This is a genomic window from Actinoplanes sandaracinus (assembly GCF_030009775.1).
Classification (GTDB): Bacteria; Actinomycetota; Actinomycetes; order Mycobacteriales; family Micromonosporaceae; genus Actinoplanes; species Actinoplanes sandaracinus.
Genome location: NZ_JASCTH010000010.1, coordinates 151,016 through 165,255 on the forward strand (window position 1 = coordinate 151,016; position 14,240 = coordinate 165,255).

Annotated in this window: 13 protein-coding genes; 7 read left to right on the top strand and 6 right to left on the bottom strand. The window is 73.2% G+C overall.

What is annotated here, in order from left to right:
* Positions 1 to 75: 75 nt before the first annotated feature.
* The 4 genes from QLQ12_RS17105 to QLQ12_RS17120 form a co-directional block, all read right to left on the bottom strand.
* On the bottom strand, positions 76 to 249 hold the full coding sequence (locus QLQ12_RS17105) for a CsbD family protein (RefSeq protein ID WP_282761042.1): 174 nt from the start codon (positions 247 to 249) through the stop codon (positions 76 to 78).
* 85 nt (positions 250 to 334) lie between these two features.
* The gene (locus QLQ12_RS17110) at positions 335 to 1,534 is read right to left on the bottom strand and encodes a CaiB/BaiF CoA transferase family protein (RefSeq protein ID WP_282761043.1); all 1,200 of its coding nucleotides are present in this window, start codon (positions 1,532 to 1,534) and stop codon (positions 335 to 337) included.
* A gap of 44 nt (positions 1,535 to 1,578) precedes the next feature.
* Positions 1,579 to 2,670, bottom strand: a complete 1,092-nt coding sequence (locus QLQ12_RS17115) for a hypothetical protein (RefSeq protein ID WP_282761044.1) — start codon at positions 2,668 to 2,670, stop codon at positions 1,579 to 1,581.
* 192 nt (positions 2,671 to 2,862) lie between these two features.
* Positions 2,863 to 3,360, bottom strand: a complete 498-nt coding sequence (locus QLQ12_RS17120; RefSeq protein ID WP_282761045.1) for a MarR family winged helix-turn-helix transcriptional regulator — start codon at positions 3,358 to 3,360, stop codon at positions 2,863 to 2,865.
* A 67-nt stretch (positions 3,361 to 3,427) separates the two neighbouring features.
* On the opposite strand from QLQ12_RS17120, the gene QLQ12_RS17125 reads away from it, so the two are divergent.
* From QLQ12_RS17125 to QLQ12_RS17135, 3 genes are all read left to right on the top strand, one after another.
* Complete coding sequence (locus QLQ12_RS17125; protein WP_282761046.1) at positions 3,428 to 4,615, top strand: amidohydrolase family protein; 1,188 nt, start codon at positions 3,428 to 3,430, stop codon at positions 4,613 to 4,615.
* Positions 4,616 to 4,645: 30 nt separating this feature from the next.
* Positions 4,646 to 5,371 (top strand): type II CAAX endopeptidase family protein, encoded by a 726-nt coding sequence (locus tag QLQ12_RS17130; protein ID WP_282761047.1) that lies wholly within the window; start codon positions 4,646 to 4,648, stop codon positions 5,369 to 5,371.
* A 119-nt stretch (positions 5,372 to 5,490) separates the two neighbouring features.
* Positions 5,491 to 7,104 (top strand): GGDEF domain-containing protein, encoded by a 1,614-nt coding sequence (locus tag QLQ12_RS17135; RefSeq protein WP_282761049.1) that lies wholly within the window; start codon positions 5,491 to 5,493, stop codon positions 7,102 to 7,104.
* A gap of 42 nt (positions 7,105 to 7,146) precedes the next feature.
* Here the strand turns inward: QLQ12_RS17135 and QLQ12_RS17140 are convergent, their stop codons facing one another.
* Positions 7,147 to 8,103: a pectate lyase family protein gene (locus QLQ12_RS17140; protein WP_282761050.1), complete on the bottom strand. Its 957-nt coding sequence runs from the start codon at positions 8,101 to 8,103 to the stop codon at positions 7,147 to 7,149.
* 178 nt (positions 8,104 to 8,281) lie between these two features.
* Here QLQ12_RS17140 and QLQ12_RS17145 point away from each other — a divergent pair, with 178 nt between their 5' ends.
* The 4 genes from QLQ12_RS17145 (at position 8,282) to QLQ12_RS17160 (ending at position 13,382) form a co-directional block, all read left to right on the top strand.
* Entirely contained in the window at positions 8,282 to 9,217 is a 936-nt protein-coding gene (locus QLQ12_RS17145) for an ATP-binding protein (RefSeq protein ID WP_282761051.1), read from the top strand.
* Positions 9,199 to 11,592, top strand: a complete 2,394-nt coding sequence (locus QLQ12_RS17150) for a helix-turn-helix transcriptional regulator (protein WP_282761052.1) — start codon at positions 9,199 to 9,201, stop codon at positions 11,590 to 11,592. The genes QLQ12_RS17145 and QLQ12_RS17150 overlap by 19 nt, the downstream gene beginning before the upstream one ends.
* A gap of 43 nt (positions 11,593 to 11,635) precedes the next feature.
* Positions 11,636 to 12,775, top strand: coding sequence for a hypothetical protein (locus tag QLQ12_RS17155; RefSeq protein ID WP_282761054.1), 1,140 nt, complete (start codon positions 11,636 to 11,638; stop codon positions 12,773 to 12,775).
* A 91-nt stretch (positions 12,776 to 12,866) separates the two neighbouring features.
* A complete protein-coding gene (locus QLQ12_RS17160; protein ID WP_282761056.1) occupies positions 12,867 to 13,382 on the top strand; it encodes a hypothetical protein in 516 nt (171 codons plus the stop codon).
* 64 nt (positions 13,383 to 13,446) lie between these two features.
* Here the strand turns inward: QLQ12_RS17160 and QLQ12_RS17165 are convergent, their stop codons facing one another.
* Complete coding sequence (locus QLQ12_RS17165) at positions 13,447 to 14,088, bottom strand: nucleotidyl transferase AbiEii/AbiGii toxin family protein (RefSeq protein ID WP_282761058.1); 642 nt, start codon at positions 14,086 to 14,088, stop codon at positions 13,447 to 13,449.
* Positions 14,089 to 14,240 lie beyond the last annotated feature (152 nt).

Here is a 14,240-nt window from a genome sequence, read left to right on the forward strand (position 1 = left end):
GCCCCCCCGCGGGTCTGTTAAACCCGCGCCCGGGCCCGGGGGGGTCCCCCCGCGCCCCGGTCCGGAGCCGGTCGATCAGGACTTGAAGACGTCCTTGATCTTCTCGCCTGCCTGCTTGATGTTCGAGGCACGCTGGTCGGCCTTGCCCTCAGCCTCCAGGCGCTCGTCGTCAGTGGCCTTGCCGACACCTTCCTTGACCTTGCCACCGACCTCTTCAGCCTTGTTGTCGACCTTGTCGTCAAACGACATCGGGCACCTCCACGTCAGCGATGTACGAGACCGTCAATACCCGGTACGTCGCCATCCGAACCGTCGTGGCCCCGCGGATCCCTCGTCAGGGTCGCCGGGGCGGGGAATCAGCCGCGGGATGCGGGAGGGGCGTCCCGGGCGGCCGGGCCAGCCAGGCGCGAATCGCGGCGGTGTGTTCGCCCAGGGCCGGTGGACGCGCCGGCGGTTCGGTGGAGGCGCCGCTGTAGGTGACCGGGTGGCGGATCTGGAAGGCGCGGGCACCGCCGGGTGACGCCGGTCCGGGTAGCGGGACCAGCGGATCGAGACCGTAGGACTCGGCCCGGGCGATGGCGTCACCGATGTCGCCGATCAGGCCGACCGGCACCCCCGCGGTGGTCAGGCGTTGCTCCCACTCGCGGGCGGTGGCCGTGGCCAGCGCCCGTTCCAACTCGGTGACCAGGGCCTCGCGGTGGGCGACCCGGGACGGGTTGTCGGCGAAACGGGGATCGGTGGCCAGGTGCGGTGTGCCCAGTTCCTGGCAGAGGCGGGTGAACTGGCGGTCGTTGCCGCAGGCCACCGCGATGGGGGCGTCGGCGCAGCGCAGCGTCTCGTAGGGGGCTATCGACGGATGGCGGTTGCCCATCCGGCCGGGCGGAGTGCCGGTCGCCAGATAGCCGGACGTCTGGTTGACGAGACTGCCGAGCAGGCTGGACAGCAGGTTGACCTGGACGTGGTCGCCCTGGCCGGTGCTGTGGCGGCGGTTCAGGGCGGCCAGGATGCCGATGGTGGCGTCCTTGGCGGTGAGCACGTCGACGAGCGCGACTCCGGCCTTCGTCGGTTCGCCGCCGGGGGAGCCGGTGATGCTCATCAGGCCACCGACGGCCTGCACCAGGAAGTCGTATCCGGGCAGGTCGGCGGAGGGGCCGAAACCGGTGATGGTGCAGTAGACGACCGTCGGGTTGGCGGCGGCGACGCTGTCGTAGTCGAGCCCGAAACTCAGCATGCCCGCCGGGCGGAGGTTGTGGATCACGACGTCGGCGCGGGCGGCGAGGTCGCCGGCGGCGGTCCGGTCGGCGGGGTCGGCCAGGTCCAGCGTGAGGCTGTACTTGCTGCGGTTCAGCCCGTCGAAATAGGCCGACGACGTCGCCGTCCACGGCGGCCCCCAGCTGCGGGTGTCGTCGCCGGCGCCGGGGCGTTCCACTTTGACGACGGTGGCGCCCAGGTCGGCCAGGGTCATCGTCGCCAGCGGGCCGGCCAGGACGCGGCTGAAGTCGGCGACCAGCAGGCCGGCCAGGGGAGCGGGCATGCACGGCAGGCTACACAGCCGGCCGGCCGGCGGAGCGCCGCCGGTCAGTCGCGGGTGATCCGCAGGGAGCCGACGCCCGCTTCGGCGTCGATGTCTAGGCCGACGGCACTGTTCCGGTCGCCGAAGCGCAGCGTGTCGCCGCCCCTGACGCCGCCCTCGTCGTCGCCGTAGACGGTGACCGCTCCGGCGCCGGTGGCCATCGCGATCGTGACCGGGACCTGGTTGGCCGTGGTGATCCGCCAGGTGCGGATGCCGCCGGCCATCAGGATCGGCAGCTTCCGGTCGACGCGGCCCAGGTCGATGCCGACGAAATGCGCGCCGCCGAGCAGATCGATGTCGCTGACCGTGCCGCCGGCCATGTCGAACGAGGCGACGCGCACGCCGGATGCCATCCGCAGACGCCAGACGATGTCGTCGCTCAGGAGCACGTCGATGCGTCCGGAGCCGGATGACGAGCCGTTCCGTCTGGTGCTGACCCGCAGCGTGCCGTCCGTGAACGAGCTGTCGACGTCGAGCCCGGAGTCCTTCGGGGTGGTCACCCGGAACGCGTCGCCGTTCAGGTCGGCGGCCCGCACCGACAGGTGGGCGACGCCGGTGACCAGTTCGAACCGGGCGGACGTGATGGCGGGCGGCGGCGTCGTGGCGGCCGGCGGTGGCGACGGCGCGGCCGGCGGCGCGGCGGCCGGCGGGGCCGCCGACGGCGAGGCGGTGGGCGCCGCGCTGGGAACGACGGTGGGAGCGACGCTCGCCGGGACGGTCGTGGTCGCGGGCGCGGCGACGGGTTCCTGCGACGTTCTGATCAGCGGGCGGGCCAGCAGCAGCGTGCCGACGGCGACCAGGCCGGCGAGTGTGCCGGCCAGCATGGCGGGGCGCCGGTTGCGGGCGGGCCGGTCCGGTGCGCCGAAGCCGGTGACGTCGGGCGGCAGAGCCGGTGGGACGCCGGCGCCGCGCTGTCCCGGGGTGTCGGGCCAGTAGTCGGCGATGTTGGGCAGGCCGGTCGGCAGGGGCCCGGGCGCGGTCCCGGGGTCGCCCGGTGACGGCTCCGGGCAGGCCATCGGTTCGGCGTGACCCTGCACGTATCCGGCGATCCGCAGTGCGGGGCGCGGCTCGTCGCCCACGATCTTCCTGTCTGCCACACCCGTCTCCCGTACCCCAGCGATGTGATTCCCCGTCGAAGGTACGGACACGTAGCGTGGAAGGTTCAACGGGCGATTGATTCATGACGCAGAGTGCCGGTGGCCCTGCCGGGTTCCGGTGGCGCGGCCGGCCGGGATCCGGTCAGCAGGGCATTGAGCTGCGGGAATGCGGTGGCCGGACCTCGGCTGGGGTCAGGCGGTGTCGCCGAGCGCGATCAGGATGTCGCGGAGTGCCTGGATCGCCGCCCGGGCGGTCTCCGGCGGGACGTCACGCAGCAGGGCGGCCTGCGCCGTGCTCGCCGCACGGACCGCCTCCTCGCTCTTCTCGGCACCGGCGGCGGTGAGCCGCACCCAGGAACTGCGCGCGTCCGACGGGTCGGGATCGCGGTCGATCAGCCCGGCGGCGGTGAGCCGTCGCAGCACGTTGCTGGTGCCGCCCGAGGTCAGCGCCAGCCGCTGGGTCAGCACCGACGGCCGCAGCCGGTAGGGTTCCCCGGCCGCCCGCAGCACGGCGAGGATGTCGTACTCCGCCTTGGTCAGTCCGAGTCGTGCCAGTTTCGCCTCGACGGGCGCGTTGAGCAGGCCGGCCAGGCGTGCGGCCCGCTTGCTCAGCTCCAGTTCGTCGCCGACGACGCCGGGCAGCTCCGTCCTCCATGCTTCGACGATCTCGTCCACGACGTCCCGGGCCATCCGGTCATCGTACTTGTGATCATGAAGCTTTCCATATAGCTTTCAGAAAAGCTTTCTGGGGAGAGATATGGATCTGCTGATCACAGGTGGCCGCCTGGTCTCCGGCGGCCGTGCCGACCTGCTCGTCGACCGCGGGCGGATCGCCGCCATCGGTTCGTTCCCGGCGGCCGGAGCCGCCCAGGTCATCGACGCCACCGGGCTCGTCGTGGCGCCCGGGTTCGTCGACGGCCACCGGCACGTGTGGCAGGCGCCGCTGCGCGGCATCGGCGCCGACATGACCCTGCCCGAGTACCTCGCGGTGGTGCAGGGCCGCGCCCTGGCCGCGATGGGCCCGGCCGAGGTGCGCCGGGCCACGCTTCTCGGCGCCGCCGAGGCGCTCGACGCCGGCATCACCACCGTTCTGGACTTCAACAACACGACCCGGACGCCCGAGCACACCGACGCGGTGCTCGACGCCTACGCCACCGCCGGTCTCCGGGCCGTGGTCGGACACGGCAACCCCGACGACCAGCGCGACGTCGAGCGGGTGGCCGGGCTGCGGGGGCGCGTCACCGGGGCGGTCGCCGTCTTCGGCACGGCGTGGGGCTCCTTCGACGACGCCCTGCGCCAGATCGACCTGGCCCGGCGGCTCGGTGTGATCGCCACGATGCACGCCGCCGGCGGCCCCGGCTCACCGATCGAGCAGTTGCACGAGGCCGGCGCCCTCGGCCCGCACCTGCACCTCGTGCACGTCAACGGCATGACCGAGGAGCAGGCGAAGCTGCTGGCCGGCACCGGGACGGGCGTGACCGTCACCCCGGTCGTGGAGGCCACCATGGGCCATGGCCGCTCGCCGTGGAGCACCTTCCTCGCGGCGGGCGGCCGCGCCGGGCTGGGCACCGATGTGCCGGTCAACGCCCCGCCGGACCTGTTCGAGCCGCTGCGCGACACGCTCCGTTCGCACCGGTTGAGCACCGGCGCCATGCACCCCGCCGCGGGCCTGCTGCCCGCGATCACCGCCGACAGCGCCCGCGCCATCGGTCTGGGTGACCACGTCGGCGCGATCGCGACCGGCATGCGGGCCGATCTCGTGCTTCTCGGTGGCCTGGCCCACCTGCCGGAGAGCGCCGACCTGGCCGGGGCGGTGGTCACCACGCTGGGCCCGGCCGACGTGCACACCGTCATCGTCGATGGCAGGATCCGCAAGAGCGAAGGTAGGCTCGTCGATCTGGACCTGGCCGCGCTACGTCGGTTGTGTCACACCGAGTCGGATTGATCCATTTAAGTCGGGTATGGTCCTATCCTCGTGCCCCACCGTAACCCGATCTCCCGTCGCCGCCTGCTCCTCGTCCTCGGGGCGGTCGTGGCGATCCTGGCGGCGGTCAACGTCGCCAACCGGTTCGGCCCGCCCGGCACGGGCCTGGTCGCCGGCCCGCTGGTCGCGCTGATCCTGGTACTGCTCGGGCGGCGGGCCGGGCTCACCTGGCACGATCTCGGCCTGTCCCGCCGCACCCTGCTGCCCGGCCTGAAATACGCGGTCGGCGCCGTCCTGGCCGTCGGTGTCGTCTACGCGATCGGTGCCGTCATCCCGTTCACCCGGCCCGCCTTCGAGGACGTCCGCTACCACCTGCATCTGAGCGCCGCGCTGATGACCGCGTTCGTGGTGGTGCCGCTTGGCACCGTGCTGCTGGAGGAGGTCGCCTTCCGGGGCGTGCTGCTCGGCCTGGTGAACCGGCACCGCGGCGCCGTCTGGGCGAGCATCACGTCCTCGGTCCTGTTCGGCCTCTGGCACATCCTGCCGTCGCTGCGCCTCAACGACGCCAACCGGGCGGTCGGTGACGCGGTCGGCACCGGAGCGGGCGGTCAGGCGCTGGCCGTGACCGGTGCGGTCGCCTTCACCGCGGTGGCCGGCCTGCTGCTCTGTGAGCTGCGGCGGCGCAGCGGCAGCCTGCTCGCGGCCGCCGCGCTGCACTGGGCGACCAACGGGCTGGGCCTGCTGGTCACCGCGGGACTGGCTGCCGGCCTGGCCTAGACCCCGGCCGGGCGCCGGTGACCCGGGTGCGGCGGGCGGTGAACTCCTCAAGTCGCCGGGGGCGTCGCCGATCGGGGAGGCCAGAGAGCCGGAACCGGCCTCGGGGAGGGTGGGGCGCGATGCTGACGGACACGGCGGTCGGCCACCGCGCGCCCGCGCCCTTCGACGCCGCGGCGATCGACGCCGAGCTGGACGAACTCCGCGAGCGCGTCGGATCCGACATCGACGTGGCGTTGCCCCGTGCCGCGGAACTGGAGCGCCGGGCGGAGGTTCTCGGCGAGCCGGCGCTGCGATGGCGGTGCACCCTGCTGCGGGCGGACATGACCGAACGCCGCGGCGACCTCGGCACGGCCATGAGGCTGGCCTGGCAGGCACGGGAGTGGGCGGCCGCCGCGAACTGCCGCCGGGTGTTGTCGCACGCCCACGAACTGCTCGCCAGGTTGTACCGGGTCACCGGCGACGTGCTGGCCCACCTCGACCACATGATGCAGGCTGTCGGCGCGATGGACGACACCGTGCCGTCCGGGCCCCGGATCTCCTGCATGGTCAAACTGGCCGACGCCTACGCCGAGACGGGATCCCTGGCAGCGTCCCGGGAACGGTACGAGGAAGCCCTGCGGGCCGCCGTCGCCGCCGGTGATCTGCGCCGCCAGGCCATGGCGTTCAACAACTGGGCGTACAGCGAGTACGACTACGGAGACATGCGCCTGGCCCGGGAGGTGATCGGCCGCATGGTCGAGCTGAGCCGCCAGGGCTGGGAACTCGACTACTGCGACTACGACACGATCGCCCGCGTGGAGCTGGGGCTGGGCAACCACGGCGAGGCGGAGCGGGCCGCGCGGGCGGCGCTGGCGGCGTACGAGACGGACGCCACCGACGAGAGCGACGCCGTCGCCGAGCTGACGCTGACCCTCGCCACGGTGCAGCGCCATCAAGGGAATCTCACGGCCGCGACCGAGTCCCTGGAGATCAGCCGCACCCTGTGTGACGAGGTCGGCCTCGGGCTGCTCGCCGTCCGGGTGCAGCGGGAGGCCGCGGAACTGCATGCGGCGAAAGGCGACTTCGAGCAGGCGTACCGCGCGCTGGACGCGAGTGTCGCGGCGGAGAAGCGGCTGTCCAGCCGTCAGCGGGAGGCGCAGGCGCGTAACCAGCAGGCGGTCTTCGAGGTGAGCGAGGCCCGCAGGCTGGCCGAGACCTTCCGCGACCAGGCCCGCCGGGACGCGCTGACCGGGCTGAGCAACCGGCGGTTCGTCGACGAGACGCTGCCTCCACTGCTGGCCCGGGCCGCCGCGGACGGCACGCCGGTGACCGCGGCGCTGCTCGATCTCGACCACTTCAAGCGGATCAACGACACCCTGTCGCACGAGGTTGGCGACCGCGTGCTGGCCGAGTTCGCCCGCCTGCTCACGCGGGCCGCCGGCGGCAACGGCATCGCCGCCCGGTTCGGTGGCGAGGAGTTCCTGCTGGTCCTCACCGGGCTGCCGCGGGCGACGGCGACGGCGCGCATGGAGCACCTGCGCCGGGCGGTCGCCGACCACGACTGGGCGCCGATCACCGGCGACCGGCGGGTGACCGTCAGCGTCGGGGTGACCATGGCCGGCCCCGACAGCACCGCGGCCAGCCTGCTGTCGCGGGCCGACGAGGCGCTGTACGAGGCGAAACGGGCCGGGCGTGACCGCGTACACCTGGATGTGAAATGCCGGTGGCGGGGGATGCGCGACGTGCCGGAATGAGCCGGCGGCGGCGCCCGTGGGCGCCACCGCCGAGTGGGGCCGTCAGATCCTGCCGGTGCCGGCGCCCGCCTGCACCGTGGCCTTGACCGTGTTGTTCGCCTCGGGCGTGTAGGAGTAGGGGATCGCCGCGACGCTGGCGCCGTTGCGGACCTGCTCGGTGCCCGAGTTCACCCGGTAGTTGTTGAGGACCTTCAGGTTGCCCGGGTCCGAGTCGCCGGTCTGGGTGACCGTGGGCTTGCCGACGTTCTCGAAGTAGTTGCGCTCGACGAAGACGCCCGCGTTCTCGGTCGAGGCCACGCCGTACGACCCGATGTTCGAGTAGTAGTTGTTGAGCACGTGGACCGGGTTGGCGAAGCGGACCCGGGGGTGGCGCTGACCGGTGCCCTCGAACCAGTTGTGCACGTAGGTCACCCGCAGCTTGCCGATGTCCTGTGAGCCGTTGTCGTCGCTGTGGCCGAGCAGCATCGACTTGTCGTGGTTGTGCAGCCGGTTCCAGGAGACCGTGATGAAGTCCGAGCCGCGCTTGATGTCGATCAGGCCGTCGTACCCGTTGGACAGGTCGTTGTGGTCGACCCAGACGTTGGTGGTGCCCGACTGGATGTTGATCGAGTCGTCGGCCGCGTTGCGGAACACCAGGTTCCGGAGGATGACGTTGCGGACGCCGGACAGGTTGAGCCCGCCGCCGGTGATGCCGGAACCGGAGCCGACGCCGATGACCGTCTTGTTCGAGGCGACGTTGTACATGCCGGAGATCGAGATGAGGCCGGACACCCGCACGGTCTGCGACGTGCCGGAGCTCAGCGCCGACTTGAGCGCCGACGCCGTGGTCACGGTGACCACGGCGGACGCCGAGCCGCCGGAGGTGCCGCCGTTGAGGCTGGCGAACCCGACCGGGCGGGACTCGGCGGCCCACGCCGGGGCCGGGCCCAGGGCGACGACGCCGCCCGCGGCGAGGACTCCGGCGGAGAGCGCGGAGAGGACAGTTCTCCGAGTGGACATGTGATCCTCCGTTGGGGGACGGATGCCGCCCGGGGTGGCGGCATGGGGATGACGGCGCCGGCCCTCCCGCCCGGGGATCGGCGGCTGGCGCGCGGCCGGTTCGGTGGAGTCGGCCGTACGCTGCGGGTAAGCGCTTTCCCGGCTGACGGTAAGCGCTCTAATCGAACTCTGTCAATGCGTGGCGCCCCGTCTCGGCGTAGTCGCATTGCTGACGTGCTCGTTCCGGCCGGCCGCCGGCGCGGCCTATCGTCCGGGCAACCGCGTCCGTCACGCCGGATGCCCGAGTGCCCGGGGGAGTGGTGCCGACCTGAAGGCGCTCCGCCTGCGACTCGGTGGCCCCGTCCTGATCGGGCGCGGCCCGGAGCAGGCGGCCGTCCGCGACGCGGTCGACGACGCCGCCGACGGCGCCGGGGGCGTGCTGTTCCTGGTCGGCGAGGCGGGCATCGGCAAGACACGCCTCGCGGCCGAGGCCGTGCGATCGGCCGGCGCCGCGGGTCACCGCGTCCTGCGCGGACGGGCCGCATCGAGTACGGCGCAGTACCGCGCTCTCCGCGAGGCCTTCATGCCGGTGCTGCGCCGCACCGGGCCGCCGGATGATCCGGGGTTGCGGCCCTACCACGCCGCCCTCGCCCGTCTGCTGCCCGAGTGGCGGCCGGACCACCCCGCCCCTGAACCGGCGGGATGGCGGCCATCGCCGGCTGGCCCGGACGACGCGCCGGTCGTCCTGGCCGAGGGCGTGCTGCGCCTGCTCGTCGCCCTCGCCGAGGACGGTCATCGGGACGGCGGCGACGGCGATGATCGGACGCGGTCACCGGCATGTGTGGTCGTGCTGGAGGATCTGCACGACGCCGACGCCGACACCCTTGCCGTCATCGACTACCTGGTGGACCACCTCGGCGAGGAGCCGGTGCTGGTCATCGCGACCGTCCGGCCCGGATCGAATCCGGGCATGGGCCTGGTCCGTGCGGCGACCCGCCGCCGGGCCGCCACGGTTCTTGAACTGGGGCCGCTCGACCACGTCTTGAACTGGGGCCGCTCGACCACGGCGAGATCAGCGAACTCGCCGCCCAATGCCTGGCGGTTCCGCCCGGAGGCGTGCCAGCCCCGGCTCTGACCCGGCTGTTCGCGGCCTCCGGCGGCATCCCGTTCTACGTCGAGGAACTCCTGGCCGGGATGGTCGGCGAAGGGGCACTGATCCGAGCGGCCGACGGGTGGCGGGTTCGCGAGCCCTGGCAGGACCGGGTTCCGGCCGCCCTCGCCGACAACGTCGCCGCCCGCGCCGCCCGCCTCGGCCCGCGGGTGAGCGGATTCCTGCATGCGGCGGGCCTGATCGGTCACCGCTTCCCGGCCACGGTGGCCGCTGAGGCCGCCGGCCTCGCCGCGGCGGACCTTTCCCGATGCCTGCGCCTGGCAACGGACGCGCAGCTCATCGTCCCGGCGGACGAACCCGACGGCTATGCGTTCCGGCACGCCCTCACCGCCGAGGCTCTGCGGTCGACGCTGCTGCCCGCCGAGGTCGCCGACCTCTCCCGCCGGGCCGCGCTGGCGCTCGAACACCAGGATCCCACCTCGACCCGGCAGCCGACTCCGTGGCCTGGCCCCGCCCGGCTCCGGCAGCCGGCCGGACCGTGTGATCCCGGCCCGTCCCAGGCGCCGGCGGAGAGCGGCCCGCGGTATCCCGAACTCGCCGCGCGGCTCTGGCATCAGGCCGGCGACAGCGGCCGCGCCGCCCGGATACTGGCCGGGCTGGCGCATCGGGCGCGCCTTCAGGGCGCGGTCTCCGCCGCCATCGCCCAGGCTGAACGCGGTCTCTGTCTGCTGACGGGCGAGCCCGGTCGGCACAGCGAGCCCGGTCGGCACGGCGAGCCCGGTCGGCACGGCGAGCCGGATCGGCACGGTGGGCGGGCGCTCGCCGACGCGACCGCGCTCACCGACCTGCGGGCGGTCCTGCTGGACGCGCTGCTCGACGCCGGCGAGATGAAGCGGGCCGCCGAAGTCGGGAAGTGGCTGGATCTGCACGCGTCGACGGGGCGGCGCGCCGCCGTGCACCTGCGTCTCGCCAAGGCCGCGGGCACGGCCGGGCGGTGGGCCGACGGGTTGCGGGAGATCGCGAGCGTGCGCGCGCTGGACGCCGGGCCGGAACTGACCGCCGAGGCCGACGCGGTGGAGGCGTTTCTGGCGTGGCTGAACCCGCGGCCGGACCGGATGGCCCGGGCCGAGATTCTGGCCGGGCGGGCGCTGCGCGGCGCGGCGAGCCCGGACGTGCGGTGCGCGGCGCTGGAGGTGCTGGCCGGCTGCGCCCGCACCCGCGACCTGGACGCCGCCCGGGCGCTGTGCGACCAGGCGCTGCGGATCGCCGAGGCGCACGCGCTGACCGGCCGGCGCGTCCAGATCCTGTTCCAGCTCGGCGTCCTCGACGGCATCCACCATGCCGACCCGGCCCGGCTGCTGGTCGCGCACGACACCGCGGTCACGGCGGGCGCGGTGGTCACCACCCTGATCATCGAGTGTGAGCTGGCGGTCGTCCACCTCACCCGTGGCGAGTTCGGCGAGGCGGAGCGGCGGGCACGGCACGCCGAGGACGTCGCCGCCCGGCTCCGCCTGGCCGCGACGAGGCTCATCGCGCTCGCCGTCCGCCTCTGCGTCGCGGCCCATCAGGGCGCAAGGACCGAAACCGATCATTTGTACGATCGATTCCGCTCGCTGGGCGGGCAAGAGGCCGATCACGCCGCCGCGGCATGGGGGCTCGGTCTCGGTTTCTGTTCGCTGATCGAGGACGACCGGGAACGTGCCTGGCACTGGCTCGACCGGGCGATCGCGAAGGAGAACGAGTTCCCGCCGCACTTCCTGTCGTTCAACCCGGGGCCGCACCTGCTGCTCGCCACCGTGTCCGGTAAGGCGGGCCGGTCCGAGGTCGAGGACCTGGCCGGCTCGGCGCACGGCCAGGCCCGCTGGAATCGGCAGTTCGTGCTGCTCAGCCGGGCGGTCCTGTACGGGCGGGAGGGTTCTGGCGCCGACGCGGTCGCGGCTGTGGCGCAGTTCGGGGAGCTGGCCGCGCCGTACCCGCTGGCCCGGCATCTCGGTCTGTGGCTGGTCGGGGAGAGTGCCGGCGCCGACGGCTGGGGCCGGCCCCGGGACTGGCTGTCGGCGGCGGAGGCCTGGTTCCACGCGGCCGGGATGGTGCGGCCGGCGGCGGCCTGCCGGCAGCGGTTGCGCGCCATGGGTGTGACGGTGCTGCAGCGCCGGCGTGGCAGCGACCGCATCCCCGACGTGCTGCGGCGGCTCGGAGTGACCGTTCGTGAACACGAGGTCCTGGAACTGGTCACCGAGCGGCTCGGCAACCGGGAGATCGCGGCGCGGCTGTTCCTGTCCCCGCGCACCGTGGAGAAGCACGTCGCCAGCCTGCTCCTGAAGACCGGCCAGCCGGACCGGACGGGACTGGCCGGGTTCGCCGCGAATATGGGTGGCCCCGGCGCGAACATGGGTTGATCGACTCCACCGCCGACACTCCCGCCATGCCCAGAATCGACGGATGACTCCACTCTTGACAGTCGCCCTCACCGGGGCGGCCGCACTGCTCGTGGCGCCCACCGGCGCCTGGGACGTGGTTCCCAGCCCGAGCCCCAGCCGTTCGTCCAACCTGCTCCGTGGCGTGGCCGCGGTCGGCGCCGACACGGTGTGGTCGGTCGGCAACCAGCGCGACGACACGACCGGCCGCCAGCGGACCCTGACACAGCGCTGGAACGGGGCCGTCTGGCAGACCGTCGCGAGCCCGGCCGGCGAGAACGAGCACGACACGCTGACCGCCGTGTCCGGTGTCTCGCCGACCGACCTGTGGGCCGTCGGATTCAGCGCCCGGTCCGCTTTCGATCCGGACAGCCTGCTCGATCCGGACGGCGCCCGGCCGCTGATCCTCCGCGGTGACGGCCTCCGGTGGACGCCGTGGCCGGTCACCAAGCCGGGGGGTGTCGCCCACCTCGCGGCCGTCGACATGGTCGGCTCGCGCGACGGGTGGGCGGTCGGCTCGCACCTGCCCGAGGGCTCCGCCGTCCCTCAGGGCCTGATCATGCGCTGGAACGGCAGCGTCTGGGCGCCGGCGCCGGCACCCGATCTCGGGCCGGTGCATCTGACCGGGGTGAGCGCGAACCACGCCGATGACGTCTGGGCGGTCGGTTACCGGGGCGTGCCGGGTGACGCCGCGGAGGCGGTGGCGCTGCACTGGGACGGCCTTCGATGGGGGCAGCACGAGTTGCCGGCCGACGGTGGCGTGTCGTCCGCACTGTTCAGCGTCGCGACCGTTTCTGATCAGGAGGTGTGGGCGGTCGGCTACACCTGGAGCGCGGGGAAGCGGCTCGCGTTCGCGCTGCGGCGGATCGACGGCGCATGGCAGCGGATCCCGGTCAGCGTGATCGAGGAGGGCACCCAGTTCCGTGGTGTCGTCGCGGTGGCGACCGGGGTGTGGGCGGTCGGCTACTACGTCGCCGAGGGGGTGGACAACGCGCTGGCGATGACGTTCGACGGGACGAGCTTCGTCAAGCGCCAACCGCCGGCGCCCGGGACGTACAACCACGGCGGGACGGCCGTCACCGGGATCACGGCCACCCGTGCCGGCGAACTGTGGGCGGTCGGCTGCCTCGGCCCGAACACCCGGGTGCTGCGCCGGGCGACCTGAATCCGGGTGGCCGACACCCATGTGGACGTGCTGTTCCCGATGGCAACGTTCCCGGCGTCAAGTCCGCACCGCCGAGAACGGAGCATCGTTCATGAAACTGTCCCGCTTGCTGGCCGTGCCCACGGTCGCGCTGGCAATGCTGCTCGGGCAGGCCGTCGCCGATCCGGCCCGGGCCGCCGTCCTGGGAGCCCCGTACTGCAAGTACGACGACTACCGCAACAGCTGCCTCCGGGTCAACGGCACCGCGACCCTGAACCACTGGAAGTTCACCGCGGGCCAGGACTCCTACATGCCTCGGTGGTACGCCGACGAGATCCTCGCCCGGGGCGGGTCGTTCCAGGCCAAGCTCCGGTTCGAGAACGGCACCAACGACATCGAGATCGGCGAGCTCTTCCTGGACCCGGGCTGGCCGGCATCCGGCCCCGAAGGGCTGGGCGCCGAGTTCTCCGGCGTCTTCGGATCCGGCGTCCTCAACCGGCGCAACGGCGAAGAGGAGTTCTACGTCAGGATCAAGTACTTCGACTTTCACATCAACGACTGGGTCATCAACGACACCGGCCGGGTGAAGCACGACTTCCGGCCATGGATCATCGTCGAAGACCGGTGACGAAGCGGGCGGCCGGGCATGCGAGGGGTGTGCCCGGCCACCCGGCGCCGCCCGGTCTGACGCCTCAGGAGCGGGGCCATCCCTCGAGGCGGGCCCGCAACGCGGCGATCGCCGTCGGGTCCAGGCCGTAGAGGGCGAACCGCGCGTCGTCGAGCCGGTCCAGGTAACGGCCGGCGTCGGCGATGTCCTCCGGGTCCAGCGCGGGGTCGGCCGCGTGCGCCAGCTCCAGGACCCGGGCCAGCGGATACCGCTCCAGCGCGGCCGCCACGTCGATGTAGTCGCGCACCTCACGCCGGTTGACCAGGGCGGCGACCTTCGTGGCGACGAGGTCGTCGAGGTGCATGACCGGCCCGACGTCCATCACCACCGGCGCCCGGTGCCGGTCCAGGCGGCACAGCGTCAGGCGCAGCGCCCGGTGCTCGCCGGCGACCAGGAACTCCTGGATGTCGGCGTCCATGCCGGCGAACAGCTCGTCGGCGTCCTCACGGACCACCCGGTAGCCGGCCGCGGTCAGCGCCGAGGTCACCTCGCCGGCCGCGGCGGCCACCCCGCCGACGGTGTCGGTGAACAGGTCGACGTCCTCGGTGGGCCGGGCCACCAGGCCGTTGACCAGCCACGCCACCCCGCCGCCCAGGACGAAGCCGTGCTTGTCGGCGACGGCCAGGGCGATCCGGGCCACGTCCCGGTAAAAGTCGTCGACACTCACGCGGACAGGTTGGCACACTGCGCGGATGTCTGATGCGAGTGACGCGCTGCGATGGCGTGGCCTCCGCGGGCGTGACACCGCGCGGGGACGACGGTGGTGGGGCCGCGGCGCCCGGCGGCCCCCCCAGCCCCCCCAGACCACACGGGTGCCCC